This is a genomic window from Arthrobacter sp. 10T44 (assembly GCF_056393885.1).
In genome coordinates this window covers 87264-112180 of sequence record NZ_JBFTGT010000001.1, presented here as the reverse complement: position 1 = coordinate 112180, position 24917 = coordinate 87264, and the positions used below count along the sequence as shown (strand labels likewise).

19 protein-coding genes are annotated in these 24917 nt (G+C 68.3%); 13 read left to right on the top strand and 6 right to left on the bottom strand.

Annotated features, from left to right (window positions below):
- Window positions 1-734: 734 nt before the first annotated feature.
- From AC1DBL_RS00490 to AC1DBL_RS00465, 6 genes are all read left to right on the top strand, one after another.
- Window positions 735-2369, top strand: a complete 1635-nt coding sequence (locus tag AC1DBL_RS00490; protein ID WP_476892235.1) for an ABC transporter substrate-binding protein — start codon at window positions 735-737, stop codon at window positions 2367-2369.
- A gap of 132 nt (window positions 2370-2501) precedes the next feature.
- On the top strand, window positions 2502-3593 hold the full coding sequence (locus AC1DBL_RS00485) for an ABC transporter permease (RefSeq protein ID WP_476925265.1): 1092 nt from the start codon (window positions 2502-2504) through the stop codon (window positions 3591-3593).
- A gap of 1 nt (window position 3594) precedes the next feature.
- Window positions 3595-4626 carry an ABC transporter permease gene (locus AC1DBL_RS00480; protein WP_441417247.1) on the top strand — a complete coding sequence of 344 codons (1032 nt, stop codon included), beginning with the start codon at window positions 3595-3597 and terminating at the stop codon, window positions 4624-4626.
- A complete protein-coding gene (locus AC1DBL_RS00475; protein ID WP_441417248.1) occupies window positions 4623-6338 on the top strand; it encodes an ABC transporter ATP-binding protein in 1716 nt (571 codons plus the stop codon). The genes AC1DBL_RS00480 and AC1DBL_RS00475 overlap by 4 nt, the downstream gene beginning before the upstream one ends.
- Window positions 6339-6471: 133 nt before the next feature.
- Complete coding sequence (locus AC1DBL_RS00470; protein ID WP_476892237.1) at window positions 6472-6894, top strand: chorismate mutase; 423 nt, start codon at window positions 6472-6474, stop codon at window positions 6892-6894.
- Window positions 6895-6896: 2 nt separating this feature from the next.
- Entirely contained in the window at window positions 6897-7934 is a 1038-nt protein-coding gene (locus AC1DBL_RS00465; protein WP_476925264.1) for a uroporphyrinogen decarboxylase/cobalamine-independent methonine synthase family protein, read from the top strand.
- 3 nt (window positions 7935-7937) lie between these two features.
- Here the strand turns inward: AC1DBL_RS00465 and AC1DBL_RS00460 are convergent, their stop codons facing one another.
- The 6 genes from AC1DBL_RS00460 to AC1DBL_RS00435 are packed head-to-tail and all read right to left on the bottom strand — an operon-like array spanning window position 7938 to window position 14265.
- A complete protein-coding gene (locus AC1DBL_RS00460; protein ID WP_441417251.1) occupies window positions 7938-8648 on the bottom strand; it encodes a DUF4166 domain-containing protein in 711 nt (236 codons plus the stop codon).
- Between the two features lie 16 nt (window positions 8649-8664).
- On the bottom strand, window positions 8665-9957 hold the full coding sequence (locus AC1DBL_RS00455; RefSeq protein ID WP_476925263.1) for a DUF58 domain-containing protein: 1293 nt from the start codon (window positions 9955-9957) through the stop codon (window positions 8665-8667).
- Between the two features lie 3 nt (window positions 9958-9960).
- Window positions 9961-11061 (bottom strand): AAA family ATPase, encoded by a 1101-nt coding sequence (locus tag AC1DBL_RS00450; RefSeq protein WP_476925262.1) that lies wholly within the window; start codon window positions 11059-11061, stop codon window positions 9961-9963.
- A complete protein-coding gene (locus AC1DBL_RS00445) occupies window positions 11058-12215 on the bottom strand; it encodes a DUF4350 domain-containing protein (protein WP_476925261.1) in 1158 nt (385 codons plus the stop codon). Before AC1DBL_RS00445 ends, AC1DBL_RS00450 begins: the two co-directional genes overlap by 4 nt.
- Window positions 12212-12925: a DUF4129 domain-containing protein gene (locus tag AC1DBL_RS00440; protein ID WP_476925260.1), complete on the bottom strand. Its 714-nt coding sequence runs from the start codon at window positions 12923-12925 to the stop codon at window positions 12212-12214. Before AC1DBL_RS00440 ends, AC1DBL_RS00445 begins: the two co-directional genes overlap by 4 nt.
- Window positions 12922-14265 carry a DUF7847 domain-containing protein gene (locus AC1DBL_RS00435; RefSeq protein WP_476925259.1) on the bottom strand — a complete coding sequence of 448 codons (1344 nt, stop codon included), beginning with the start codon at window positions 14263-14265 and terminating at the stop codon, window positions 12922-12924. The genes AC1DBL_RS00440 and AC1DBL_RS00435 overlap by 4 nt, the downstream gene beginning before the upstream one ends.
- A 264-nt stretch (window positions 14266-14529) precedes the next feature.
- On the opposite strand from AC1DBL_RS00435, the gene mtrA reads away from it, so the two are divergent.
- The 7 genes from mtrA to secA all read left to right on the top strand — a co-directional run bounded on the left by mtrA (window position 14530) and on the right by secA (window position 24846).
- Window positions 14530-15204: an MtrAB system response regulator MtrA gene (gene mtrA, locus AC1DBL_RS00430; protein ID WP_476925258.1), complete on the top strand. Its 675-nt coding sequence runs from the start codon at window positions 14530-14532 to the stop codon at window positions 15202-15204.
- A 163-nt stretch (window positions 15205-15367) separates the two neighbouring features.
- A complete protein-coding gene (gene mtrB / locus AC1DBL_RS00425) occupies window positions 15368-17113 on the top strand; it encodes an MtrAB system histidine kinase MtrB (RefSeq protein WP_476892302.1) in 1746 nt (581 codons plus the stop codon).
- Window positions 17110-18828 carry an LpqB family beta-propeller domain-containing protein gene (locus tag AC1DBL_RS00420; protein ID WP_476925257.1) on the top strand — a complete coding sequence of 573 codons (1719 nt, stop codon included), beginning with the start codon at window positions 17110-17112 and terminating at the stop codon, window positions 18826-18828. The genes mtrB and AC1DBL_RS00420 overlap by 4 nt, the downstream gene beginning before the upstream one ends.
- A gap of 395 nt (window positions 18829-19223) precedes the next feature.
- Window positions 19224-19889 carry a ComF family protein gene (locus AC1DBL_RS00415; RefSeq protein WP_476925541.1) on the top strand — a complete coding sequence of 222 codons (666 nt, stop codon included), beginning with the start codon at window positions 19224-19226 and terminating at the stop codon, window positions 19887-19889.
- Window positions 19890-20032: 143 nt separating this feature from the next.
- Window positions 20033-20752: a ribosome hibernation-promoting factor, HPF/YfiA family gene (hpf, locus tag AC1DBL_RS00410; protein ID WP_441417258.1), complete on the top strand. Its 720-nt coding sequence runs from the start codon at window positions 20033-20035 to the stop codon at window positions 20750-20752.
- 29 nt (window positions 20753-20781) lie between these two features.
- A complete protein-coding gene (locus tag AC1DBL_RS00405; protein WP_476925256.1) occupies window positions 20782-22023 on the top strand; it encodes a winged helix-turn-helix domain-containing protein in 1242 nt (413 codons plus the stop codon).
- Between the two features lie 84 nt (window positions 22024-22107).
- The gene (gene secA / locus AC1DBL_RS00400) at window positions 22108-24846 is read left to right on the top strand and encodes a preprotein translocase subunit SecA (protein WP_441417260.1); all 2739 of its coding nucleotides are present in this window, start codon (window positions 22108-22110) and stop codon (window positions 24844-24846) included.
- Window positions 24847-24917: the final 71 nt, after the last annotated feature.

The following is a 24917-nucleotide window of genomic DNA, read 5'->3' as shown; positions in this document are numbered from 1 at the left end:
GCCTGCGGCGCTCCTGCCTTTAACCGTCGCCCGGGCGCGGGACATGTCCATTCTTCGCGGCCACGAGTGGGCACTTCGGGTATATGTCCACTCCAGGGCTCGGGCGCGGGACATGTTCGTTAGCGTGCACCCCGCGCAAGCATCCCGCGCGGGACATGTCCGTTCGTCGCAGCCAGGAGTGGGCACTTAGGGATTATGTCCACTCCCGGGTTCGGCGGTGAGCATGCCCGTCCTCCGGCAAGAGCGCGGGACATGTTCATTAGCGTGCGGCCCGCGCAAGCATCGAGCGCGGGCCATGTCCATTCTTCGCTGCCACGAGTGGGCACTTCGGGATTATGTCCACTCCCGGGCCTCGGCGGTGAGCATGCCCGTCCTCCGGCCAGAGCGCGGGCCATGTTCGTCTTCCGGCTAGAGCGCGGGACATGTCCATTCTTCGCGGCCACGAGTGGGCACTTCGGGTATATGCCCAGTCCCTGGCCCGGGCGGTGGGCATGTCCGTTCCCGAGCCCCCGCCGCCGCAGGCCGCACCGAGTCCGGGGTGCCGAAGATCCGGGCGAAATCCCGAAGAATGCGATAACTTCCGCCGGTTCGTGTAAATTTTGTGTCTCAACTCACAAGATGTAGCGATTCGCCCGTGGTCTTCTGGTTGAATCTAGGAATCAGGACAGGTGCTGCCCAACGAGTCAAGCTACTTCGGGCTGCGCACTAGTACTCATCGAACAGAAAGTTCACAGATGGCAATGAACAAAAAGGCCCTGCAGAGCGCCATCGCGCTTGCCGGGGTTTCCGCCTTTGCACTGACGGCCTGCACCGGCCCTACCGGCGGCGGAACGTCCTCCGGCAGCGCCGCAGGCGGAGGCAGCATTACGTACGGCACCACGGACAAGGTGGTCACCCTCGACCCGGCCGGCTCCTACGACGCCGGCTCGTTCATGGTGATGAACCAGATCTACCCGTTCCTGATGAACTCGAAGCCCGGAACGGCTGACTCCAGCCCGGACATCGCCGAGTCCGCGTCCTTCACGAGCCCCACGGAATACACCGTCAAGCTCAAGTCCGGCCTCAAGTTCGCCAACGGGCACGCGCTGACGTCCTCGGACGTGAAGTTCTCGATCGACCGCGTCATCAAGATCAACGACGACAACGGCCCGGCCTCCCTGCTGGGCAACCTCGCCTCGGTGGAAGTCAAAGACGACTCCACCGTGGTCTTCAAGCTCAAGGAAGGCAACGACCAGGTCTTCCCGGGCGTGCTCGCCGCGAACGCAGGTCCGATCGTCGACGAAGAGGTCTTCTCCGCCGACAAGCTGATGAGCGACGAGGACATCGTCAAGGGCAAGCCTTTCGCCGGCCAGTACACGATCGAGAGCTACAAGAAGAACGAGCTCGTCAGCCTCAAGGCCAACCCTGACTACAAGGGTCTGCTCGGCAAGCCGGCGAACGACAGCGCCACGATCAAGTACTACGCGGACTCCAACAACCTCAAGCTCGATGTCCAGCAGGGCAACATCGACGTCGCCGGCCGCAGCCTGACTGCGACCGACGCCGCCGACCTCGAGAAGGACTCCAAGGTCAAGGTTCACAAGGGCCCCGGTGGCGAACTGCGCTACATTGTCTTCAACTTCGACACCATGCCGTTCGGCGCCAAGGCTGCCGACGCCGACCCGAAGAAGGCACTCGCCGTCCGCCAGGCGATGGCAGACATCGTCGACCGCGACGCGATCGCCAGCCAGGTCTACAAGGGCACCTACCTGCCCGCGTACTCCGTCGTCCCGGACGGCTTCGTCGGCGCCATCAAGCCGCTCAAGGAAATGTACGGCGACGGCAACGGCAAGCCCAGCCTGGACAAGGCCAAGAAGGCCTTCAGCGACGCCGGCGTCACCGCCCCGGTCACGCTGAAGCTGCAGTACAACCCGGACCACTACGGCAAGTCCTCCGGCGACGAGTACGCCATGATCAAGGAGCAGCTGGAAAAGTCGGGCCTGTTCAAGGTCGACCTGCAGTCCACCGAGTGGGTCACCTACTCCAAGGACCGCACCAAGGACGTCTACCCGGTCTACCAGCTCGGCTGGTTCCCGGACTACTCCGACGCCGACAACTACCTGACCCCGTTCTTCGTCCCGGGCAACTTCCTCAAGAACCACTACGAGAACGCCTCCGTCACGGCGCTGATCAAGAAGCAGCTCACCACCGTTGACAAGACCGAGCGCGAAAAGGTGCTTGGCGAGGCCCAGACGGCCGTCGCCAAGGACCTCTCCACGCTGCCGCTGTTGCAGGGCGCCCAGCTCATGGTCGCCGGCAAGGACGTCCAGGGTGTCGAAAAGACCCTCGATGCGTCCTTCAAGACCCGTCTTGGTGTGATTTCCAAGTAGGTCCATTCCCCATCCGGTCCTGACCAGCCAAGGAGGCGGGGCGCCTGCGCGGCGTCCCGCCTTTCTTGCTGATAGCAGGACAACCGATTCCGGAAGCCCACGAAGCCGACGGAAACACAAATTTAGGTACCAATGACAACACTTATTGAGGCGCCGCCCAGCGACGCCGACGGCCTATTGCCAACAAAGAAGAAGGCGTCCGGTGGGGGACTGGGCCAATACATCCTGATCAGGTTCCTGCTGATCTTCCCGACCATTTTCATCCTGGTCACACTCGTATTTTTCCTGATGCGCATCACGGGCGACCCGATCACGGCCGCCCTCGGCGGGCGGCTCCCGCCGGAACAACTGGCGGAGCGCATCCACGCGGCCGGCTACGACCGGCCCATCTTCGTGCAGTACTTCGAGTACCTCGGACAGCTCATCACCGGCAACTTCGGCACCACGCTCTCGGACAACCGCCAGGTCTCCGAGATGCTGACCACCTACGGTTCGGCAACGCTGGAACTGTCCATCAACGCACTGATCGTGGCACTGCTCGTGGGTATCCCGCTGGGCATGATCGCCGCGCATCGCCGCGACAAGGCGGCCGACGCCGTCCTGCGCATCTTCGCGATCCTCTGCTACGCCACGCCCGTCTTCTTCGCCGGCATGCTGCTCAAGCTGACCTTCTCGGTCTGGCTCGGCTGGCTCCCGGTCGCCGGCCGCGCCAAGACCTCCACCGAACTGGCCCTCACCGCGCTGCAGGCGCCCACCGGCATCTACTGGCTCGATGCCGTCCGCAGCGGCAACATGGCCGCACTCGGTGATGTCACCGCGCATGCCGTGCTGCCCGCCGTCGCCCTTGGGCTGCTGACGGCCGGCATCTTCCTGCGGCTGGTCCGCACCAACGTGATCGGCACCCTCGGCAAGGACTACGTGGAGGCCGGCCGCTCACGCGGCGTCAGCGAATTCCGGCTGGTCACCAAGCACGCCTACAAGCCGGCGCTGATCCCGATCATCACCGTGATGGGCCTGCAGATCGCGGTCATGCTCGGCGGCGCCGTGCTGACCGAGACCACCTTTGAATGGAAAGGCCTCGGCTTCCAGCTGGCAACCTACCTGACGGCCCGCGACTTCGTGGCCGTGCAGGGCATCGTGGTGCTGCTCGCCGTGATCGTGGCCGTGACCAACTTCATCGTGGACATCGTCGCCGCGCTGATCGACCCCCGCGTGAGGTACTGACATGAGCATCGAACCAACCATTGCCGCAGAAAGCCGCCGGGACCCCTGGTACCGGCGCCTGCCGGTCGTCTCCCACTTCAACAAGAGCGTCGGCCTGCAGCGGGGCATGCTCGTCACCGGGCTGATCCTGACCTCGCTGTTCCTGCTGACCGCCATCTTCGCACCGTTGATCGCACCCTTCGGCTTCTCCCAGATCTCCGACGCCGACGGCAGCTTCCCCGCCCAGCAGGCACCCGGCGGGAAGCACCTGCTCGGCACCACCGTGGGCGGCTACGACGTGTTCTCCCGGGTCGTCTGGGGCGCGCAGACCGCCGTCATGGTCATCATCGTGGCCGTCATCATGTCGATCTTCATCGGCGTCATCCTCGGCCTGGTCAGCGGCTACATCGGCGGCTGGCTTGACCGGATCCTCGTGGTCGTCGCCGACGCGGTGTACGCGTTCCCGTCCCTGCTGGTCGCCATCGTCATGGCAATCGTGATCAGCGGCGGGCGTTCCAGCCTGTGGGGCGGCATCCTGGCCGCGGCGATCTCGATCACCGTGGTCTTCATCCCGCAGTACTTCCGCGTCATCCGCGCCGAAACCATCCGGCTCAAGGCCGAACCCTTCGTGGAATCGGCCAAGGTGGTGGGCGCATCCAACATCAGGATCATGACCCGCCACATCTACAAGAACGCCACCCGCACCCTGCCGCTGATCTTCACGCTGAACGCCTCCGAAGCCATCCTCACCCTCGCGGGCCTGGGCTTCCTCGGCTTCGGCATCGAACCGACTTCGGCCGCCGAATGGGGCTTCGACCTCAACAAGGCGCTGGCGGACACCACCTCCGGGATCTGGTGGACCGGTGTCTTCCCGGGCCTGGCCATTGTCCTCACCGTGGTGGGGCTGACCCTGGTCGGCGAAAGCATCAACGACCTCAACGACCCGCGCCTGCGCGGCCGCAAGAAGGCTGCCTCCGGCAAAGCCGGCCCCGGCACCGGCGGACCCGGTTCCGCCGCCCAGGCAGCGCACTCAGCAGAAGTGAGCAGTTCATGAGCACCAATATCGGTTCCGTTTCAGACCAGCACGCCCGCGGCGCCGGGCCCGTGCTGGACATCGACCACCTCAGGGTCACCTTCGCCACGGACGCCGGGGACGTCTATGCCGTGAAGGATGTCAGCCTCGAGGTCAACCCCGGCGAAGTCGTCGCCATCGTCGGCGAGTCCGGCTCCGGCAAGACCGTCACCGCCAAGACCATCCTGGGGCTGCTGCCGGAGACGGCGATCAGCTCCGGCGCAGTGCTGATCAACGGCAACAACGTGATCAGCGTCAGCGCCTCGAAGCTGCGGGAAATCCGCGGCCGCGACGTGGCCATGGTGTTCCAGGAGCCCTCCACGGCGCTCAATCCGGTCTTCACCGTTGGCTGGCAGATCGCCGAGGGCATCCGCGCCCATGCCGGGCACGGGGGAGCGGGCCGGGTCAGCGCCAAGGAGGCCAAGGCTCGCGCCATCGACGCCCTGCGCAAGGTGGGCATCCCGGATCCGGAAACGCGGGTCAACTATTACCCGCACCAGTTCTCCGGCGGCCAGAAACAGCGCGTCGTCATCGCCGCCGCGCTGGCGCTCAACCCGGGCCTCATCGTCGCTGACGAGCCGACCACCGCACTGGACGTCACCGTGCAGGCGGAAATCCTGGAACTGCTGCGCGACCTGCGCGACCAGTACGGCACCTCGATCGTGCTGATCACGCACAACATGGGCGTCGTGGCCGACCTCGCCGACCGCGTCGTCGTGATGTACCAGGGCGACGTCGTCGAGGAGGCCAGCGCTCGGGTGCTCTTTGCGGAACCGAAGCAGGACTACACGAAGAAGCTGCTGGCCGCCGTCCCGCACTTGGGCCGGAACTCCGCCTCGGCGGGCATGACCGAACGCGCCCACCAGGGCGGCAAGGTACTGGTCGAGGCGAAGAACCTCACCATCGAGTACCCCGGCCGGCTGGGCAGCCCGGCGTTCAAGGCCGTGGACGGCGTGAACTTCACCCTGTCCGAGGGAGAGGTCTTCGGCCTCGTCGGCGAGTCCGGCTCCGGCAAGACGACGATCGGCCGCGCCATCGCGGGCCTGAACAGAACCACGGGCGGCAGCCTCAAGGTGCTGGACTACGAGATGCTCAACCTCAAGGAGCGCACTTTCAAACCCCTGCGCAAGCAGATCGGCTTCGTGTTCCAGGACCCGGCGGCGTCGTTCAACCCGCAGCTCACCATCGGTGACTGCATCGCGGAGCCGCTCATCATCCACACCAAGCCGACGCCGGCGCAGGCACGCCAGCGGACCCGGGAGCTGCTCGAATCGGTGCAGCTGCCGGCGGCTTACGCGGACCGGTACCCGCACGAGCTCTCCGGCGGCCAGCGCCAGCGCGCCTCGCTGGCGCGGGCACTGATCCTGAACCCGAAGCTGCTGATCGCCGATGAGCCGACGTCGGCGCTGGATGTTTCGGTGCAGGCGAAGGTGCTGGAGCTGTTCAAGGACATCCAGGCCGAATTCGGTTTCGCCTGCCTCTTCATCAGCCACGACCTCGCCGTGGTGGACATCCTCTCGCACTGGGTCGGTGTCCTGTACAAGGGCAAGATGGTGGAGCAGGGCCTTGGAAACCAAGTCATGGGGCACCCGCAGCACGACTACACCAAGAAGCTCATCGCGTCGCTGCCGGTCCCGGATCCGGACGAGCAGGCGCGGCGTCGTGAGGAGTTCCGCGCGGTTCTCGGAGCCTAGCAAGCGGCCGCGACTGCCCCGCCTGGGGCGAGGGCTGGCCGCACCAAGGGGCATGCCCGCCGTTCACTGCGAACGGCGGGCATGCCCGCTTAACACCCCGCGGGATTTCCGTGCCAGCCCCTAGACTGGACGAATGACCGAGCAGAACCAGCACCTCCCTGACGCCGATTCCTACGACCCCACGGCCAGCTCGCTGGCCGGGCACGTGGATCCCGCGGTGATGGCGGAACTGCTCTCCATCCGCTCCAGCATCGACAACATCGATGCCACCCTGGTCTTCCTCCTGGCCGAGCGCTTCAAGGCGACGCAGAAGGTCGGCTTCCTCAAGGCCGCGCACAAGCTTCCCGCGGGGGATCCCGGCCGGGAAACGGCACAGATCGCGCGCCTGCGCCGCCTCGCCGCCGAAGCCCATCTGGACCCGGCGTTCGCGGAAAAATTCCTGAACTTCATCATCGGCGAGGTGATCCGGCACCATGAGGCCATCGCCGAGGACCATGAGGCGGCCGCGCACCGGGCCACGGCTGCTGCGGACCCCGGCGTTTCCGCCGAGGCGTAGCCGTGCCCGTACCCGTTTCCCCCGGCCAGGTCACGGCCACCGCACTCGGCCCGTGGCCGGGGGAGGACCCGGTCGAAGCCGCCCGCATCATCCGCGGCGAGCTCGGCAGTCCACACGTTCCCTTCCTCGCCGAACTCCCGGACCGAGGCGTGGGTTCCGACGCGCTCGGCCGGACGGCGTCGCTGCTGGAGGGCCTCGCCGTCGACGTCCAGCCTTACGGCTGGCGGCTCGTTGACCGCCCCGGCAAGGACCTCATGCGGGCCCGTTCGGCGCTGTCCGCCGACATCAACGTCCTCGCCGACGTCGTCGGGGCCGAGGACACGCCGGCCGCGGAGCTCAAGATCCAACTGCGCGGCCCGCTCAGCCTCGCCGCCGGACTGCACCTGCACAACGGGGAGCGGGCCCTCCTCGACCACGGCGCCCGGCGGGACCTCGCGGCCTCGCTGGCAGCCGGTGTGGGCCCCTACCTGCGCAAGGTCGCCGCCGCCGCGCCCGGAGCCGGCCTGGTGGTGCAGCTCGACGAACCGGACATCGCCGCCGTGATGGCCGGCACCATCCCCACCTCCAGCGGCTACCGCACCCTGCGCGCGGTCGCCGGTTCTGAAATCACCGAGTCCTGGCGCCTCGTCATCGATGCCCTGAGGGCCGCCGGCGCGGCCGAAATCGTGGTCTCCGTGCCTGAAGTCGAGGCGCCCTTCGACCGGATCCTCGCCGCCGGTGCCGACGGGATCGCGGTGCCGCTGCGTGCACTGACCTCCCGCCAGTGGGAACAAATCGCGGCAGCCGTGGAGTCCGGGAAACGCTTCTGGGCCGGGGCGCTGCCGGTCGACCAGCCGGCCGCGGCGCTGCCGCGCGTGCCCCAGGCCGTCGAAACGCTCTGGCTCCCGTGGCGCCAGCTCGGCCTCCCGGCCACGGCGCTGGGCACCGTGCGGGTGACGCCCTCCGCAGGCCTCGCCGGACACACCCCGTCGTCCGCGACGGCGGTGCTGACCCGCCTGACGCAGCTCGCTGACGGCCTCAACCAGCTGGCGCTCGGCTAAGACCTAGACGCGGCTTTCCCAGCGCTCGGGCCGGGCCCTCTCCGGCAGGTAGCCCGGCGCCAGGGCATCCGCCGGGTAAGGCTCAAGCCGGTAGTCGAAGTGCCCGGCGTAGACCAGCACCAGGCCGATCTGGGGCTGGATCACCTTGACCTGGATCCGGTGCCGGCCCTCGTCCGGCTCCCACCATTGCTCGGCATAGGCCTTGGCATCCAGGGCGTCCGGCAGCGGGATCCGCAGCGGCCCCAGGAACAGCCGGGAGGCCTCGGAGACGCCCCGCAGCCGGCCTTCCGGGGTGACGCTCAGGTTGAGGTCGGTGACCAGCCTGCGGTAGCGGCCGACGTAATCAACCAGCCGCGGGGTGCCCCCGGAGGAGTCCGTGCTGGTGGTGTCTTGGAAGATCCGGGTGGTCTGCGGGAAGAAAATTTCCCGGCGCGCGGTCAGGCTGGAGCGCCCGAACGGGTCCAGATGGGCGTGGTTCTCGATCCGGAACCTGATGCCCTCGCCGTATTCCGGGAAGAACGCCTGTTCGCCGGTCGCGAGCCGCAGCAGCGGCCGCAGCCAGCGCTGCCGGCAGCCGACGACGTCGAAGACGCCCTCGCCCACCCCGTAGTGCCCGGAGCCCGGGGCGAGCGAGAAGTACTGCTGCAGTTCCGGCTGCAGCCGGGAGAATTCGCGTCCCAGGCCGAGCTGGTAGATGGGTTCGTAGCTGGTCACGGCATGCTCCTTGGGGTCACAGCCGTCCGGCGGCCTTCAATCGAATGTACGCGTCCGCCAGCGCCGGCGGCAGCAGGGATGGCTCGGCATCGACTACTTCAGCGCCGGCCTGGCGCAGCTGGGCGCTGACCGCCTCGCGTTCCAGCAGGGCCCGCTCGGCCGCCGCGGCCCGGAACACCCCGCTGGCGCTCGAACGCTCCTGCTGCATTTCGCCGAGCATGGGATCGCGGACCGAGGCCACCACCACCACGTGCTGCTGCGCGAGCAGGGCGGCCATCGGCAGCAGCCCCTCTTCGGGCGCGCCGCCGTCGAGCGCGGTGAGCAGCACCACCAGGGACCGGTGGGCGGAGACCGAGCGGATCTGGGCCGGGATCTGTGACCAGTCGAGTTCGATGAGTTCGGCGTCGAGCGGGACCATCGCTTGGACCAGCTGTCCCAGCAGGTTCCCCTTGGCCGCCGACCCGGTCCGCGCCCGGAGCCTGCGGTCGAAGGCGAGGAAGTCCACCCTGTCGCCGCCCCGTTCGGCAAGGACAGCCAGCAGCAGCGCCGCCTCGATGCCGGTGTCCAGCCGCGGCTCGTCCGCGATCCGGGCTGCGGCCGTGCGCGAAGTGTCCAGCAGGATGACGACGCGGCGGTCGCGCTCCGGCCGCCAGGTGCGGACCACGACGGCGGAGCGGCGGGCCGTGGCACGCCAGTCGATGGAGCGCACGTCGTCGCCGCGGACGTAGTCGCGCAGGGAGTCGAATTCGGTGCCGGCGCCCCGGATCTGGACCGCCGCCTTGCCGTCGAGCTCCCGCAGCTGGCGCAGCTTGGACGGAAGGTGCCGCCGCGCGTGGAACGGCGGGAGCACCCGGAGGGAACCGGGGCAGGGCAGGGTGCGTTGCCGTGCGGCAAGGCCCAGCGGGCCGAAGGCGCGGACCGTGACATGCGCGGCGCCCAGTTCGCCGCGCCGCGTGGGCTGCAGCGTGACGGTCATCCGGCGGCGCTCACCCGCCGGTACGAGCAGGCGCTGGTTCGGGTTCTGCGCGCCGGCCGAGGGCTGCCAGGCGTCCCGGACCAGGCCGTGCAGGGCGCGGCGGCCGGCGTTGGCCACCGTCAGGACGGACTCCGCCGACCCCGTGAGCGGGACGCTGCCGGGATCGGTGCGCTGCACCGAGACGTGCCGCAGCGGTACCGCGAGGCCCAGGTCGAGCAGCGCGGCGGCGGCCAGCAGCAGGAGGACAACCACTGCGGACTCCCAGCCGGGCAGGAGCACGGCGGGGACCAGGCCAAGCAGTGCCAGCAGCACGAAGCGTCCGGAAATCGCCATGGCTCAGCGCGGCACGGGCACGGAAGCGAGGATGCTGCCCAGCACGCCGTCGACGTGCACGCCGTCCATCTCCGCCTCGGGGCGCAGGGCCACCCGGTGCCGCAGGCAGGGCAGGGCGAGGGCCTTGACGTCGTCCGGGGTGACGAAGCGGCGGCCGGAGAGCCAGGCCCAGGCACGGGAGCCGTTCAGCAGGGCCGCGGCGCCGCGCGGCGAGACGCCCAGCTGGAACGACGGCGCGGAACGGGTGGCGCGGACGAGGTCGACGATGTAGGCCAGGACTTCGGGACCGATCTCGACGGCGGCCACGGCCTGCCGCGCCTGCTCCAGCTCGGCGGGACCCGCGACGGGGCGGACGCCGGCCGCGGCCAGGTTGCGCGGATCGAAGCCGGCCGCGTGCCGCCGGATCACCTCGATTTCATCCTCCCGGCCGGGCAGCGGCATGGTCAGTTTGAGCAGGAAGCGGTCCAGCTGCGCCTCCGGCAGCGGGTAGGTGCCCTCGTACTCCACCGGGTTTTGCGTGGCCGCCACGATGAAGGGCGCGGGAAGCTGGCGCGAGACGCCGTCAACCGACACCTGCCGCTCCTCCATGGCTTCCAGAAGCGAGGCCTGCGTCTTGGGCGGCGTCCGGTTGATCTCATCCGCGAGCAGGATGTTGGTGAAAACGGGGCCCTCGCGGAAGCTGAACTCCGAGGTGCGCGAATCGTAGATGAGCGAGCCGGTGACATCGCCGGGCATCAGGTCCGGGGTGAACTGGATCCGCTTGGTATCGAGGCTGAGGGCCGCGGAGAGGCTGCGCACCAGCAGGGTCTTGGCCACGCCAGGCACCCCTTCAATCAACACATGTCCCCGGGACAGCAGCGCAATCAGCATCCCGGTGACGGTGGCGTCCTGCCCGACGACGGCCTTGGCGACCTCCTGGCGCACATCCAGCAGGGCCTGGCGGACTGGGTCCGGGTCCCGGGCGTCCCGGTAGCCGTGGGTTCCCGCTGCCTGCTGCGGCGCCTGCTGCGCGGCGGGCCGTGGCGCGGGCCAGGGGGCGGCAGTGCTGGATCCGGCAGCGGCTGTTGCGGCCGGGCCGGTGGAGACGGTTGGCTGATCATTCATCGGGCGTGTACCTCTTTCTCTAGTCTTTCCAGCTGCTGGGCCCAGCGCACGAGCTCGGCTTCGGCCCGGGGTTCGGCGTCGAGGACAACGGCGACGCTTTCCGGAGTCCGGTCCAGGTGCCGGGCAGCCGCGTCGATGATGGCCGCGGCCCCGGCGTCCGGTCCCAGCCGGAGGGTCCTGGCCAGCCGCACCAGCGTGCCGGCCCGGAGGACGTCGGCGGCACGGTCCACGGCGCGGGCGTCATGGTAGAGGCGGGCCCGTCCTTCAGCCGTCTCCACCGCCTTCACCACCACGGGGAGCGGTTCGAAGACCAGCGGGCCAAGCCTGCGGCCGCGCCAGAAAATTGCCAGCACCGCCACGAACGCCAGCCAGGGCCCCAGGACGTGGGTCCACGGCGCGGCCAGCTCATCGAGGGTCACCGGTTTCTTCGCCGCGGGCACATCGGCGATCCCGGGCAGGTACCAGACCAGCCGCTGCTCCGCCCCAAGGGTCCGCAGCACCAGAGCGGCGTTGCCTTGCTCGGCGAGGGCCCGGTTGCTGAGGATTTCGGTGCTGCCCAGGACCACGGTCCGGCCGTCCTCGCTGCCGGCGTAGAGGCCGCCCCCGCCGTCGCGCGGCGCGTAACAGACCACTTCTCCGTCGTAGAGGTAGCCATTCGCGGCCGAGACCGTGCCGGCGTCGGCGGGGTCGGAAATAACGCAAGCCGGGGCTAGTACCTCGGTGCCGTCCCGCACCACTCCGGCCTGCACGATCCCGCCGCCGACGCCTTGCAGCGTGTTGAGCCGGGGCGTGATCACCACCAGACGGTCCGCCGCGCCGCCCAGGTACTGCAGCTGGTCGCGGCCGAGGTAGCCGTTGCGGTCGTAGAGCAGGACGGTGGTGCGCTCGCCGGCGCGTTTGGCGCTTTCAAGCGTCTGGATGGTCGACTCGAAAGAGTCCCGCTGCTCCACGACGACGCCATGGCGACCAAGGATTTCCGCGGCGGCGCGTGCTCCTTCAGGGGCGGGATTTCGGATGGACAGCTGGGTCCGATCTCCATGGGGTTGCAGCTGAAGCACCGCCGTGAGGACAAGGGCAGCGACAAAGACGACGCCGAGTATGGCCCAGGTGCGGTGCCGGCGGATCCAGCGCAGCGGCGCCGCTGTGCTCTTCACAGCGGCCTGACGAGCGCGTCCGAGCCGGTGCCCCGATAATCCGGGGTGGTGCCGGCCAGCGCCGCATCGAGCCGGACGAGCGCCGCGTGGTCCGGGGATCCGGCGTCCGCCCCGCCGTACCGGACGGCGTCAAAAGTGAGCGCCGCCTCCTCCAGTTCGCGGGCGTACGCTCCAAAGGCGCGGCCCAACCGGGCGGCGACCTCGCTGGCGGTCCGGCCGGGTTGCGGATCCAGTACGGTGCGCTCCTCCGCCGCGCGCACGAGGGCGCGAAACTGCTCGACGACGGCGGCGGACCAGTCCCCGCGCGCCGCGGCGGCGGATGCCCGCCCGCGGTGCGCGTCAGGGCTTAGTGCCGCATCGGCGTCGAACACGTCCTGGGCGGCGGCCCGCCGGGCGTTGAGCCGCGGACGCACCACCACGACGGCGACAGCAATGACCACGGCGGCGATGACCAGCAGGAGCGGCACGGCATAGCCGCCGTCGGCGCCGGGGGTGCCGTCGCCGGACAGGGAGCGCAGCCAGCGACCGAACTCGGCAAGTGCCTTGTCCAGCCAACTGGGCTCGGCTTCGCGGTACGGTGCCTTCGCGAGCTCCTCCGCCGCCCAGCGGCGCGCTTCGTCCCGGTCGGGCAGCACCGGAGGTTCCGGCTGCAGCCGGGCCGACAGCACCGCCACCGCGCGCTCGGCGGCGAAGACGGGGGCCGCCGTCACCGCCGGACCGGGGGAGGACCGTAGGGAGGCTGCTGCCAGGTGGAGGTGTCCCCGCGGATGGCTGCGGTCCGTCCCGGGACCCCCTCCGGGTCACTGCCCGTCTCCAACTGCCGCAGCAGGGACAGATCGAGTCCGTCCTTGCGCATCCGCAGATCCAGATAGACCAGGGCAACGGTTGAGGTCTGGAAGGCGTAGCCCACGGCGGCCACCAGCGCGGTGACCGCGGTGCCGACGACGGCGACCAGGATCCGGACCACCTGGGACCCACCCTCGCCGCCCTGGGAGAAGACGGTAAACCCGACGGCGTTGCCCAGTAGGCTGACCGGAATAAGGACAATCTGGGTGATAACCCCGACGAGCAGCCCCACCACCAGGGTGACGCCCAGGATGCGCCACCAGTTCCTGCCCGTGAGCTGCCAGGAACGGCGCAGCCCGGCGAAGGTGCCGATCTCCTCCACCACAATCGCCGCCGGCGCGACGAGGAACCGGATGCCGAGCCAGAGCAGCACAATCATCAGGCCGATGAACAGGAGCACCAAGGCAAGCACGGCGGCGCGCTCCATGGCCGCAACCAGGGCCATCGTTGCCACCACCGCGAGGACGACGACGGCGGCTGCGCCCAGGATCAGCAGGCCTGCGAGTCCCAGCAGGGCACCGGTCCGGGAACGGGCGAGCGTCCACATCTGGCGGAAGCCTGTCCGCCTGTTCAGCAGTGCCCGCGCCACGGGGACCGCCATGGCACCCTGCATGACCACCGAAATCAGCACGGTCAGGAGCGACAACAGCGCGCCGACGCCGGCCGCTGTGCCAAAGGCGAACGCCGTGGCTTGCGACGAACCCAGGTTGCCCGGCCAGGGTGCGCCTGATCCCCCGAAGAGGGCGCCTGTCTGGGCCAGCGCGGAAGTGACAGACGTCAGGGCCTGGGCGATTACGCCCGCCCCCAGCATGGCCGCGGGATTCCGCCTGACGGTCCGGAATGCGCCGTCGAGGATTTCGCCGAACATCAAGGGACGCAGCGGCACAATGCCGGGCTTGGGCGGCGCGACGTAACGCGGCTGGCCGTAAGGGGAGGGGACGTAGGGGCCGGAAAAGTGGGGGCCGGGCTGGGGAGCGCCCCACTGCGGCTGCTGGCCCCACTGCGGGGTGGTGCCCCATGCGGGTTGTTGGGCCGGCGGCTGCTGCCCCCACTGCGGGGTGGTGCCCCATGCGGGTTGTTGGGCTGGCGGCTGCTGGCCCCACTGCGGGGTGGTGCCCCATGCGGGTTGTTGGGCCGGCGGCTGCTGCCCCCACTGCGGCTGGCCGCCCCACTGCTGCGGTTCGCTAGGTTCCTGCTCAGACAAGCTTTTCCTCCCCAAGAAAATTGCCCACCGGATGCACGCGGCCGGGGACCGGTTGCCGTGCCGCCCGCGTGCCCCGGCGTGAGTCCGGGCCAGGCTTGCCCCCAGCCTATAGTTTCGACGGCCGGCCGCAAGCATTCGGGCCAAGTCGCGGCACCAAGTTAGCGGCGGGACCACCCCGGGTGCCGCAGCATGTGCAATCGCCCGCGCCATGCCGGGGACTGCCCGAATACGACAAAGCCATTTCAATAGGGGAATATATAACCTATGAAGGCACGGATTTTGGTAGTGGACGATGACGAGGCGCTGGCCGAGATGATCGGTATTGTGCTGCGCAACGACGGCTTCGACCCCGTCTTCTGCGCGGACGGTGGACAGGCCCTGGAGGTTTTCCGCTCATCCAGGCCGGACCTGGTGCTGCTGGACCTGATGCTTCCCGGCATTGACGGCATCGAAGTGTGCCGCCAGATCCGCGGCGAGTCTGATGTGCCGATCGTCATGCTGACGGCCAAATCCGACACCTCGGACGTGGTCCGCGGACTCGAGTCCGGCGCCGACGACTACGTTCCCAAACCTTTCAAGCCCGCCGAACTCGTGGCCCGGGTGCGCGCCCGGCTCCGTCCCGGCGACCAGAAGGCCCCGGAGACGCTGCGCATCGCGGACGTCACGATTGACGTCGCCGGCCACGTGGTCAGCCGCAACAGCGAGCGGATCTCGTTGACCCCGCTGGAATTCGACCTGCTGGTCGCCCTGGCGCGCAAGCCCTGGCAGGTCTTCACCCGGGAGCTGCTGCTGGAGCAGGTCTGGGGCTACCGCCACGCGGCGGACACCCGCCTGGTCAACGTCCACGTCCAGCGGCTGCGCTCGAAGATCGAACGCGATCCGGAAGCCCCTGAAGTTGTATTGACGGTCCGTGGTGTCGGCTACAAAGCAGGTTCCTGAGCCGGCGGACGGCCCGCCGGAGACCGCTGCCCGGCTTGAGCTCCCGGAGACTGCCGCCCCGTCGGACGGTCAGCCTGATGCTGCCGCGACCGAGGCCGCTGCCCCCGAGGGCCAGACGGCGCCGTCGTCGTCCCGTGGACAGACCCCGCTTTTCAGGGCCCGGATCTGGAGCCGTCGGGCACGGATTGTCACCGCCCGCGTTGCCCGGTTGGTCCGCACCGGTGCGTCCCGCATCCTGCCGGCAACCAGGTATCTGTTGCGTGCCGTGCACCGGCGCTGGCGGCGGTCCCTGCAGTTCCGCACCGTGCTGACCACTCTCATGCTCGCGATCGGTTCCTTCGCCGTCGTCGGCGCGTATCTCTCCAACCAGATCGCCAACAACCTTTTCCAGGAGCGGCTGGCCCAGGCGGAGTCGGAGACCCGCTACAACGTCAAGCAGGTCCAGGACACGTTCGACGGCGCGCAGGTCACCGACCAGTCCAGCGTCATCACCCTCGTCTACGACACCCTGAACGCCGTCGAAGGCCGCGGCTCGGTGATCCAGCGGCGCTACGTCTTCGAGGCCATGCCCGAACAGACCAAGCCGCGCAACCGGTGGGTCGAGTCGCGCGCGTCCGACCAGCTAACGATCAGTGTGATCCCGCCCGAGCTGCGCAAGGCGGTGCAGGACTCCGGCAAAGACCAGTTCTGGGCCTCCACGGAATTCCCGGTGGGAACCGAGGATCGCCCCGGGATCGCGGTTGGCAACAAGGTGACGTTCAACGGCACGGTCTACGAGCTCTACCTGATCTACGACCTCAACACGGCGCAAAAGACCCTGGACGAAATCCAGAACGTCCTGCTGGCCGGTGCCGCCGCCCTGGCCCTCATGATCGGCGCCGTGGCCTGGTACGTCACCCGCAACGTGGTCAGCCCGGTCAGCCACGCTGCCGTTGTCTCCGAAAAGTTGGCCGCCGGCCAGTTGCAGGAGCGCATGGTGGTCAAGGGCGAAGACGAAGTCGCCCGGCTGGGCGCTTCCTTCAACCACATGGCCGCCAGCCTGCAGGAGCAGATCACCCAGCTGGCCACCCTGTCCCAAATGCAGCAGCGGTTTGTCTCGGACGTCTCGCACGAGCTCCGCACCCCGCTGACCACGGTCCGGATGGCGGCGGAGGTGCTCTACGACGCCCGTGAGGACTTCGACCCGATCAACAAGCGGTCCGCGGAGCTGCTCTACAACCAGGTGGAGCGCTTCCAGTCGCTGCTGGCCGACCTGCTGGAAATCTCCCGGTTCGACGCCGGCGTGGCCATGCTCGACGCCGAACCGTCCGACATCGTCCAGCTCGTCTCGCACGTGATCGAGGGGGTGGCCCCGGTGGCGGCCGAATACGGCTCGGAGGTGACGCTGAATGCCCCCGCAGGCAGCATCATCGTCGAGATGGATGACCGGCGGATCGACCGGATCCTGCGGAACCTGGTTCTGAATGCGCTGGAGCACGGCGAGGGCCGGCCCGTGAACATCTCCGTGGCGGCAAACGATACCGCGGTGGCCGTCGCCGTCCGGGACCATGGAATCGGCATGACCGCCGCGGAGGCCGCGCGCGTGTTCGACCGTTTCTGGCGCGCCGACCCGGCCCGCGCCCGCACCACGGGCGGCAGCGGCCTGGGTCTGTCCATCGCGACCGAGGACACCAAGCTGCACAACGGCTGGCTGCAGGCCTGGGGCGACAAGGGGAGGGGCTCCAACTTCCGACTGACCCTGCCGCTGCGCCAGGGCGAAACGATCACCCGATCACCGCTCCAGCTGGAACCCGCCGACGTCGGGCCCGCCGGCGTCGTGCGTGAACGGACGATGCTGCTGCTGGAGACGGCCGTCAGGGAGCCCCGTCCGGCCCCGTCCGGCCCCGACACAACGAAGGAGCAGCCATGAGAGGTGCCGGGAAACTCACCAGGCTCGCCGGGGCCCTGCTGGCGCTGGTGCTGCTTCTTCTGACCTCGTGCGCGCAGATTCCGCGCTCCGGCCCGGTGGGCAAGAGCACGGACGAGAGCGCGGGAAAGCCCAACAACGCACCGGTCTTCTTCCCCGTGGCTCCGCGGGCGGGGGCGGGCCCGGAGGCAATGATCGAGGACTTCTACCTCGCGGGCAGCGGCTACGAGGACGACTATGCCGTGGCCCGGCAGTACCTCACCCAGGCCTCCTCGGTGAAGTGGAAGCCGGACCAGCGGGTGCTGGTCTTCCGTTCCGCCCGCGTGGTGCGCACCGCCGTCGAAAATGTCTTCAACTACGAACTGGACCTGGCGTATTCGGTCGACGCCGACGGGATCGCCACGCCGTTGCCGGAAGGTTCCAAGGAAAGCATTCCCGCAACGCTGACCAAGGTCGACGGCGAGTGGAGGATCTCGGAAATCCCTGATGGCACCGCCATCCCCGAGCAGACGTTCAAGGTCATCTACGGCGCCTACCCCATCTACTTCTACGACCCCACCTTCACCTACGCGGTGCCGGACATGCGCTGGTTCATCAAGAAGAAGACCGTCAAGGCCATGACCAGCGCCCTGCTCGGCGGCCCGGCCCCTTACCTCAAGGGCGCCGTCGTAAGCGCGTTCCCTTCGGGCATGAAGCTGGCGCGCGAGTCGGTGCCGGTGGTCTCCGGCGCCGCGCAGGTGGACCTCACGGCCAAGGAGCTCGTGGACGCTTCCAACGAGGACCGGCTGCGCATGCAGACCCAGCTGGCGCTGACGTTCCGCAGCCAGCCCGACGTGATCAACGTGGAGCTGCGGGCGAACCAGGACCTTGTCCGGGTCGAAGACGACGGCTCCGTGCTGCCGCCGGTGCGGGACAAGGACGTTCCCGCCCACCAGATCGCCGTCAGCAACAACGACCTGGTCCGCTATGAGAACAACAAGCTGGGTCCGCTGCCGGACATCCAGTCCGTCCGGGCGCTGGCGCCGCGTGTGCCCGCCGAATCGCCGGTGTCCCAGGCAGCGGCGTTCCTCAACGCCGGCCGCACCACGCTGTATTCGATCCTGCCGGGCCAGCCGGCGCGCGCCCTCACCACGCGGGCAGGCCTGTCGCGGCCGTCCTTCGACCGCTACGACTGGGTCTGGACCGCCGGGCCCGGCAGCAACGGGGCCACCGAGGTTCTCGCCTACCATCCTGCCGGGACCGCGCCGGGAGCGAACGTGCCTGCCGTGACCATGACCCCGCCCTGGCTCGCCGGACGGAGCATCAAGGAGTTCAGGGTCTCGCGCGAAGGAACCCGTGCACTCGTCATCTCGGAGTTGAACGGCAAAACCAGCGTCCAGATCACCGGAATCATCCGTAACGGCGACGGCACCCCGAGGGACCTCACCGCGCCGATCACACTCCTGTCAGCCCGTGCCCCCGACCGGGGCGTCTGGGTCAACGACACGACCGTCGCCGTGATGAAGAGCTCGGCGAACGACAACGTCACGCCCGAGCTGCTGTCCCTTACCTCCGGGGCGCCGCAGCTGCTGGCACCTTGGCCGGGGCTAACCGCGCTCAGCGCCGGCAACGGACCGACGGAGATCTACGGCCAATCCACGGAGGGCATCTTCCAGCGGCTCGGTAACGGCTGGTCGCCGCAGCTCAAGGGCGCCATCGACCCCTCCTACCCGGGCTGACCAGGAGGGGCCGGGCGGCGCCCGGACAGATGTCCACATAGCAGCCGGGAGGGCTTCCGCGGCGGACCGGCGGCGCCCAGCCTTGAAGGGTGAACAAACGCCGGCATCGCACCAGAAACAGCACCGGAAACAGCACCAGAATCCGCGCTGTCGACCCGGACCTTGCCCCGGTACCCCCGGCAGCGAAACACCGTGGTGGCTACCGACGCTGGACGGAGCGCATCGCGGACCGTGCCGCCACAGCTGCCGCGGAGTTACTGGCGCTGGCAGCGCCGGTGGAATGCGTCTGCTGCGGCGCGGAGGACCGGACGTTGTGCGCCGGCTGCGCGCATCGTGTCCGCCAGCTGACGCGGCGGCCGTTCCGGGCGGAAGGGCGGGCCCCTGCCCTCGTGGACATGGACGGCTCGGTCCTGCTGCCGGTCGTGGCAGCCGGGGTCTACCGGGGCGAGCTGGCCCAGTCCCTGCTGTCCTTCAAGAGGCACGGCCAGCGTCAGCTGGCCGAGGAACTGGCCAAGGCCCTCGTCAAAGCCATCGGCGCCGCGGCCGGCCGGGCGGAAGGAATCCTGCTGGTGCCCGTGCCTACCAGCGGTGCCGCGTTTCGACGCCGGGGCTTCAGCCCGGTCCACCTCCTGCTCGCGCGGGCCCGGCGTATCCCCGCCCTGGCCGGAGCCGACGTCGCCGACGTGCTGCGCCAGGCGCGGCCCACCCTAAACGGTCCCCGGGGCCGACCCGGGCTGGCGGCCGGCTCTCCCGGCGGGCAGAAGGGATTGGGCCGCGCGGCCCGGACCCGGCGGGTACACGGTTCGATGCGGATCAAGGGCGGACTCCGCCGGCCGGAGCTGAACGGTCGGCCCTGCATCGTCGTGGACGACGTGCTGACCACCGGCGCCACGCTGGCGGAAGCGGCCCGCGCGCTGCACGCCGCGGGAGGGCTGGTCCGCGGCGCCGTGGTGCTCGCGGCGACACGCCCGCCCGCCCGGTACAACTTTGCCGCGGCAATCCCCGGGCTGGCGGGGAACCCCGGCGGTGAGGAAAAAAATAAACCAAAAAAAGATGAATAACAGGGGTCCATGAACTAACGTCGAACATGGGTACCAAGAACAGATGTACCTGTCGATAGCGGCTCGGAAAGGGGCTCGACTGTCAGTCAGATCAGCCCCGGGAAGTGCCGCCGTCGTGTCACCGAAGTCATTTGGAGGGCACCATGGAGTTCATGATCAGCGGTCGTAATTTGACGGTCTCGGACCGGTTCCGCGAATACGCCGACGAAAAGATCTCGAAGATCGCATCACTGGGGGACAAGGTCCAGAGGGTGGACGCCAAGGTTACCAAGGAGACCAAGGCCCGGCAGACCGCAGAACTGCTCACTGTCGAGTTGACCGTCCTGGGCCGAGGGCCCGTGATCCGTGCCGAAGCCAGCGCCGCAGACAAATTTGCCGCGTTCGACCTGGCCTACAACAAGCTTCTTGAACGGTTGCGCCGTGCCAAGGACCGCAAGAAGGTCCACCACGGCCGGCACACTCCGAAGTCCGTCACCGAGGCGACGGCAACCCTGGAACCTGCGAGCACCAGCGAGCCCATCTACGAGGAAGCTAGCCATCCGCCGCAGCCCCGGTCCGCCGAGAAGTCGCCGTACGAGGTGGAAAACGATATTCCTGCCGGCGACTCGCCCGTGCTGATCCGCCGCAAGGTCTTCCCCGCGGCGTCCCTGTCGCTCGACGACGCCGTCGACAACATGGAACTCGTAGGCCACGACTTCTACCTGTTCGTGGACAAGGAGACGAAGGCCCCGTCGGTCGTCTACCGCCGTGAAGGCTGGACCTACGGCGTGATCAGCCTGGACCAGACCTGCGAACCGGGCGAGGCTCCGCTGGAAGAAAAGATCATCGCTTATCGTTCAGAGGATGAGCCCGCCAGCGCCTGAGCTGGTGACCATCCGACGAAGGGACTGATGTGCACGCATCGCTGAGCCTCAAGCAGGCACGGCGGATCGCATTGGCAGCCCAGGGATTGGACAAGGTCCGGCCCGCCGCACCCGTGAGCGCACGGGCGGTGGGCCGTACCTTTGCCCGTCTCCACCTGGTCCAGATTGATTCCGTCAACGTGCTCTCGCGGAGCCACTACCTGCCGTTCTTCTCACGGCTCGGGAACTACGACCGCACCATCCTGCACCGCATGGCGGGGACACACCCGCGACGGATGATGGAGTACTGGGCCCACGAGGCCAGTTTCATCCGGCCCGAGCATTTCCAGGATCTCGTGCTGTGGCAGAACCGAAAATGGGTCGGCGCGCATGCCATGGATCCGGAGCTGCGCAGCGAGGTGGCAGGGCGGGTACTGGAGGCGCTGGCCGCGGGCCGGCCGCTGACCGCCGCCGAACTCACGGCCAGGCTGGGCCACGTCGAGGACCGGCCCAAGGACAACTGGGGGTGGAACTGGAACGCGGTCAAACGGGTCCTCGAGCACCTCTTTGAGGAGGGCCTGGTCTCGGCCGCGTCCCGGACCGAGTCCTTCGAACGCCGCTATACGCTGACCTCGAGGGTCCTGGCCGGCAGCGTCCCGGCCGCGCCGGCACCACCCGCCGCGGGCCGGGAGCCGGATGCCGCGGCCGCCATGATCCGGCTGATCGACGCCGCAGCCCAGGCGCACGGGATCGGCACCGTGCGGTGCTTCGCGGACTATTTCAGGACCCCGTTGCGCGCCGCCGCCGTCGCGGTGGAACACCTCGTGGACGCCGGGCGGCTGGAGCCCGTGACGGTGGCCGGGTGGAACAGGCCGCTGTACCGGCACGCCGACGCCGGGTTGCCCCGCGCCGCCAACGGCCGCGCGTTGCTTAGCCCCTTCGATTCGTTGGTCTTTGAACGCCGCAGGCTGGAGGAACTGTTCGGCTTCCATTACCGGATCGAGATCTACACCCCCGAGGCCAAACGCCGCTACGGCTACTACGTGCTGCCCTTCCTGCTGCGCGACGGAATCGTGGCCCGCGTGGACCTGAAGGCGGACCGGGCGACCGGCAGCCTGCTCGCCCGGGCCAGCCACGCCGAGCCCGGCGCGCCGGCCGACACCGCCGTCGAACTCGCCGAGGAACTGCAGCTCATGGCAGAGTGGTTGGAGCTGGACCGGGTCGTTGTCGCCCCCGTGGGGGACCTGGCGCCGGCGCTCGGGCAGGCCGTGGCAGGCCTGCATCCGCTCTGAGGGAACAGGCGCGTCCCGCCCTGCGTCTCTCCCGTAGACTAAACACGCCGGAATTCGGCAGCTTGAGACTGGGAGCAATTTCACGTGGCATCACTAATCGAAAAACTTCTCCGCACGGGTGACAAAAAGACCCTGCGGCAACTGCGGAACTATGCCGATTCCATTAACGCCCTGGAAAGCTCCTTCAAGACCTTCACCGACGCCGAACTGCGCGAAGAGACCGACCGTCTCCGCGCCCGCCACGGCGACGGGGAGAAGCTCGACGACCTGCTGCCGGAGGCCTTCGCCGCCGTCCGCGAGGCATCCTCGCGGACCCTGGGGATGCGCCACTTCGACGTCCAGCTGATGGGCGGCGCCGCCCTGCACCTGGGCAACATCGCCGAAATGAAGACCGGTGAAGGCAAGACCCTGGTGGCCACCGCTCCGGCCTACCTCAATGCCCTCACCGGCAAGGGTGTCCACGTCATCACCGTCAACGACTACCTCGCCGAGTACCAGTCGGACCTGATGGGCCGCGTGTACCGCTTCCTCGGCCTGAGCAGCGGCTGCATCCTCTCCAACCAGGACCCCGCCGTCCGCCGCGAGCAGTACGCCTCGGACATCACCTACGGCACCAACAACGAATTCGGCTTCGACTACCTGCGCGACAACATGGCGTGGGACAAGTCCGAACTGGTCCAGCGCGGCCACAACTTCGCCATCGTCGACGAAGTGGACTCCATCCTCATCGATGAGGCCCGCACCCCGCTCATCATTTCCGGACCGGCCCAGGGCGACACCAATCGCTGGTACAGCGAGTTCGCGAAGGTGGTGCTGCGCCTCCAGCCCGAGACCGACTACGAGGTCGATGAAAAGAAGCGCACCGTCGGCGTCCTCGAGGCCGGCATCGAGAAGGTCGAGGATTACCTCGGCATCCACAACCTCTACGAGTCCGCGAACACCCCGCTGATCGGTTTCCTGAACAACGCCATCAAGGCGAAGGAACTGTTCAAGCGGGACAAGGACTACGTCATCCTCGACGGCGAAGTGCTGATCGTGGACGAGCACACCGGCCGCATCCTCGCCGGCCGGCGCTACAACGAGGGCATGCACCAGGCGATCGAAGCCAAAGAAGGCGTCGAGATCAAGGCCGAAAACCAGACCCTCGCAACGGTCACGCTGCAGAACTACTTCCGCATGTACGACAAGCTCGCGGGCATGACCGGAACCGCCGAAACCGAAGCCGCCGAGTTCATGAGCACCTACAAGCTCGGCGTTGTCGCGATCCCCACCAACCGGGACATGCAGCGCATCGACCAGCCGGACCTCGTCTACAAGAACGAGACCGTGAAGTTCGACGCCGTGGTCAAGGACATCGCCGAGCGGCACGAAAAGGGCCAGCCGGTCCTGGTCGGCACCACCAGCGTCGAAAAGAGCGAATACCTCTCCCGGCTGCTGGCCAAGGAAGGCATCCGCCACGAGGTCCTGAACGCCAAGAACCACGCCCGGGAAGCGTCCATCGTGGCGCAGGCCGGCCGCAAGGGCGCCGTGACGGTCGCGACCAACATGGCCGGACGTGGTACCGACATCATGCTCGGCGGCAACGCCGAGTTCACCGCCGTCGCCGAACTCGCCCAGCGCGGGCTCGATCCGGAAGAGAACTCCGAGGAATACGAGGCCGCCTGGCCCGCCGCGTTCGAGGCCGCCAAGCAGTCGGTCAAGGACGAGCACGAGGAAGTCCTCAACCTCGGCGGACTCTACGTGCTCGGCACCGAGCGGCACGAGTCCCGCCGGATCGACAACCAGCTGCGCGGCCGGTCCGGGCGCCAGGGCGACCCCGGCGAGTCCCGGTTCTACCTGTCGCTGACCGATGACCTGATGCGGCTGTTCAACTCCGGCGCGGCCGAACGACTGATGAACAGCTCGGTGCCGGACGACGTTGCCCTCGAATCGAAGCTCGTCTCGCGTGCCATCGCCTCGGCCCAGGGCCAGGTGGAAGGCCGCAACGCCGAACAGCGCAAGAACGTCCTGAAGTACGACGACGTCCTGAACCGCCAGCGCGAGGCAATCTACGGCGACCGCCGTCGCATCCTGGAAGGCGATGACCTGCACGAAAAGGTCCAGTACTTCCTCGAGGACACGATCACCGCGTTCATCGATGAAGCAACCGCCGAAGGTACCGGCGACGACTGGGACTTCAACCTGCTCTGGTCCAACCTGAAGACCCTGTACCCGGTCAGCTTCTCGCCGCGGGACGTGATTGACGAGGCCGGCGGCAAGTCGCGGATTACGGTGGAGTTCCTGAAGGAAGAGATCCTCTCCGATGCGCGTCTGGTTTACCAGGCCCGCGAAGAGCTGATCGGTTCGGAAAGCATGCGTGAGCTGGAGCGCCGCGTGGTGCTCTCCGTGATCGGCCGCAAGTGGCAGGAACACCTGTACGAGATGGATTACCTCAAGGAAGGCATCGGCCTGCGGGCGATGGCCCAGCGCGATCCGCTGGTCGAGTACCAGCGCGAGGGCTTCATCATGTTCCAGGCCATGATGGAGGCCATCCGCGAGGAGAGCGTCGGCTTCCTGTTCAACCTGGAGGTCGAGGTGACCCCGGCGGAGGACGTCGTGGTAGCCGACGCCGCGGGCCAGCACACGGAGCACCACGAGCCGCAGATTCACGCTGCCGGCCTGGAAGCGCCGGAGAAGCCGGCCCAGTTGCAGTACACGGCGCCGGGCGAGGACGGCGCGGCCCAGACCCGGGTCGAGGCGAAGTCCTCCGGCCGTTCCGGCAACCCGGCGAAGGCCGCGGCCCAGGAGTCGCCGCGGCGCGCCAGCAAGAAGAAGCGCCGCTAGGCCTCAGCCGCAAGGACTAGAGCGCACAAGCAGGGCCGGAACGACAGTTCCGGCCCTGCTTCATTTAAATT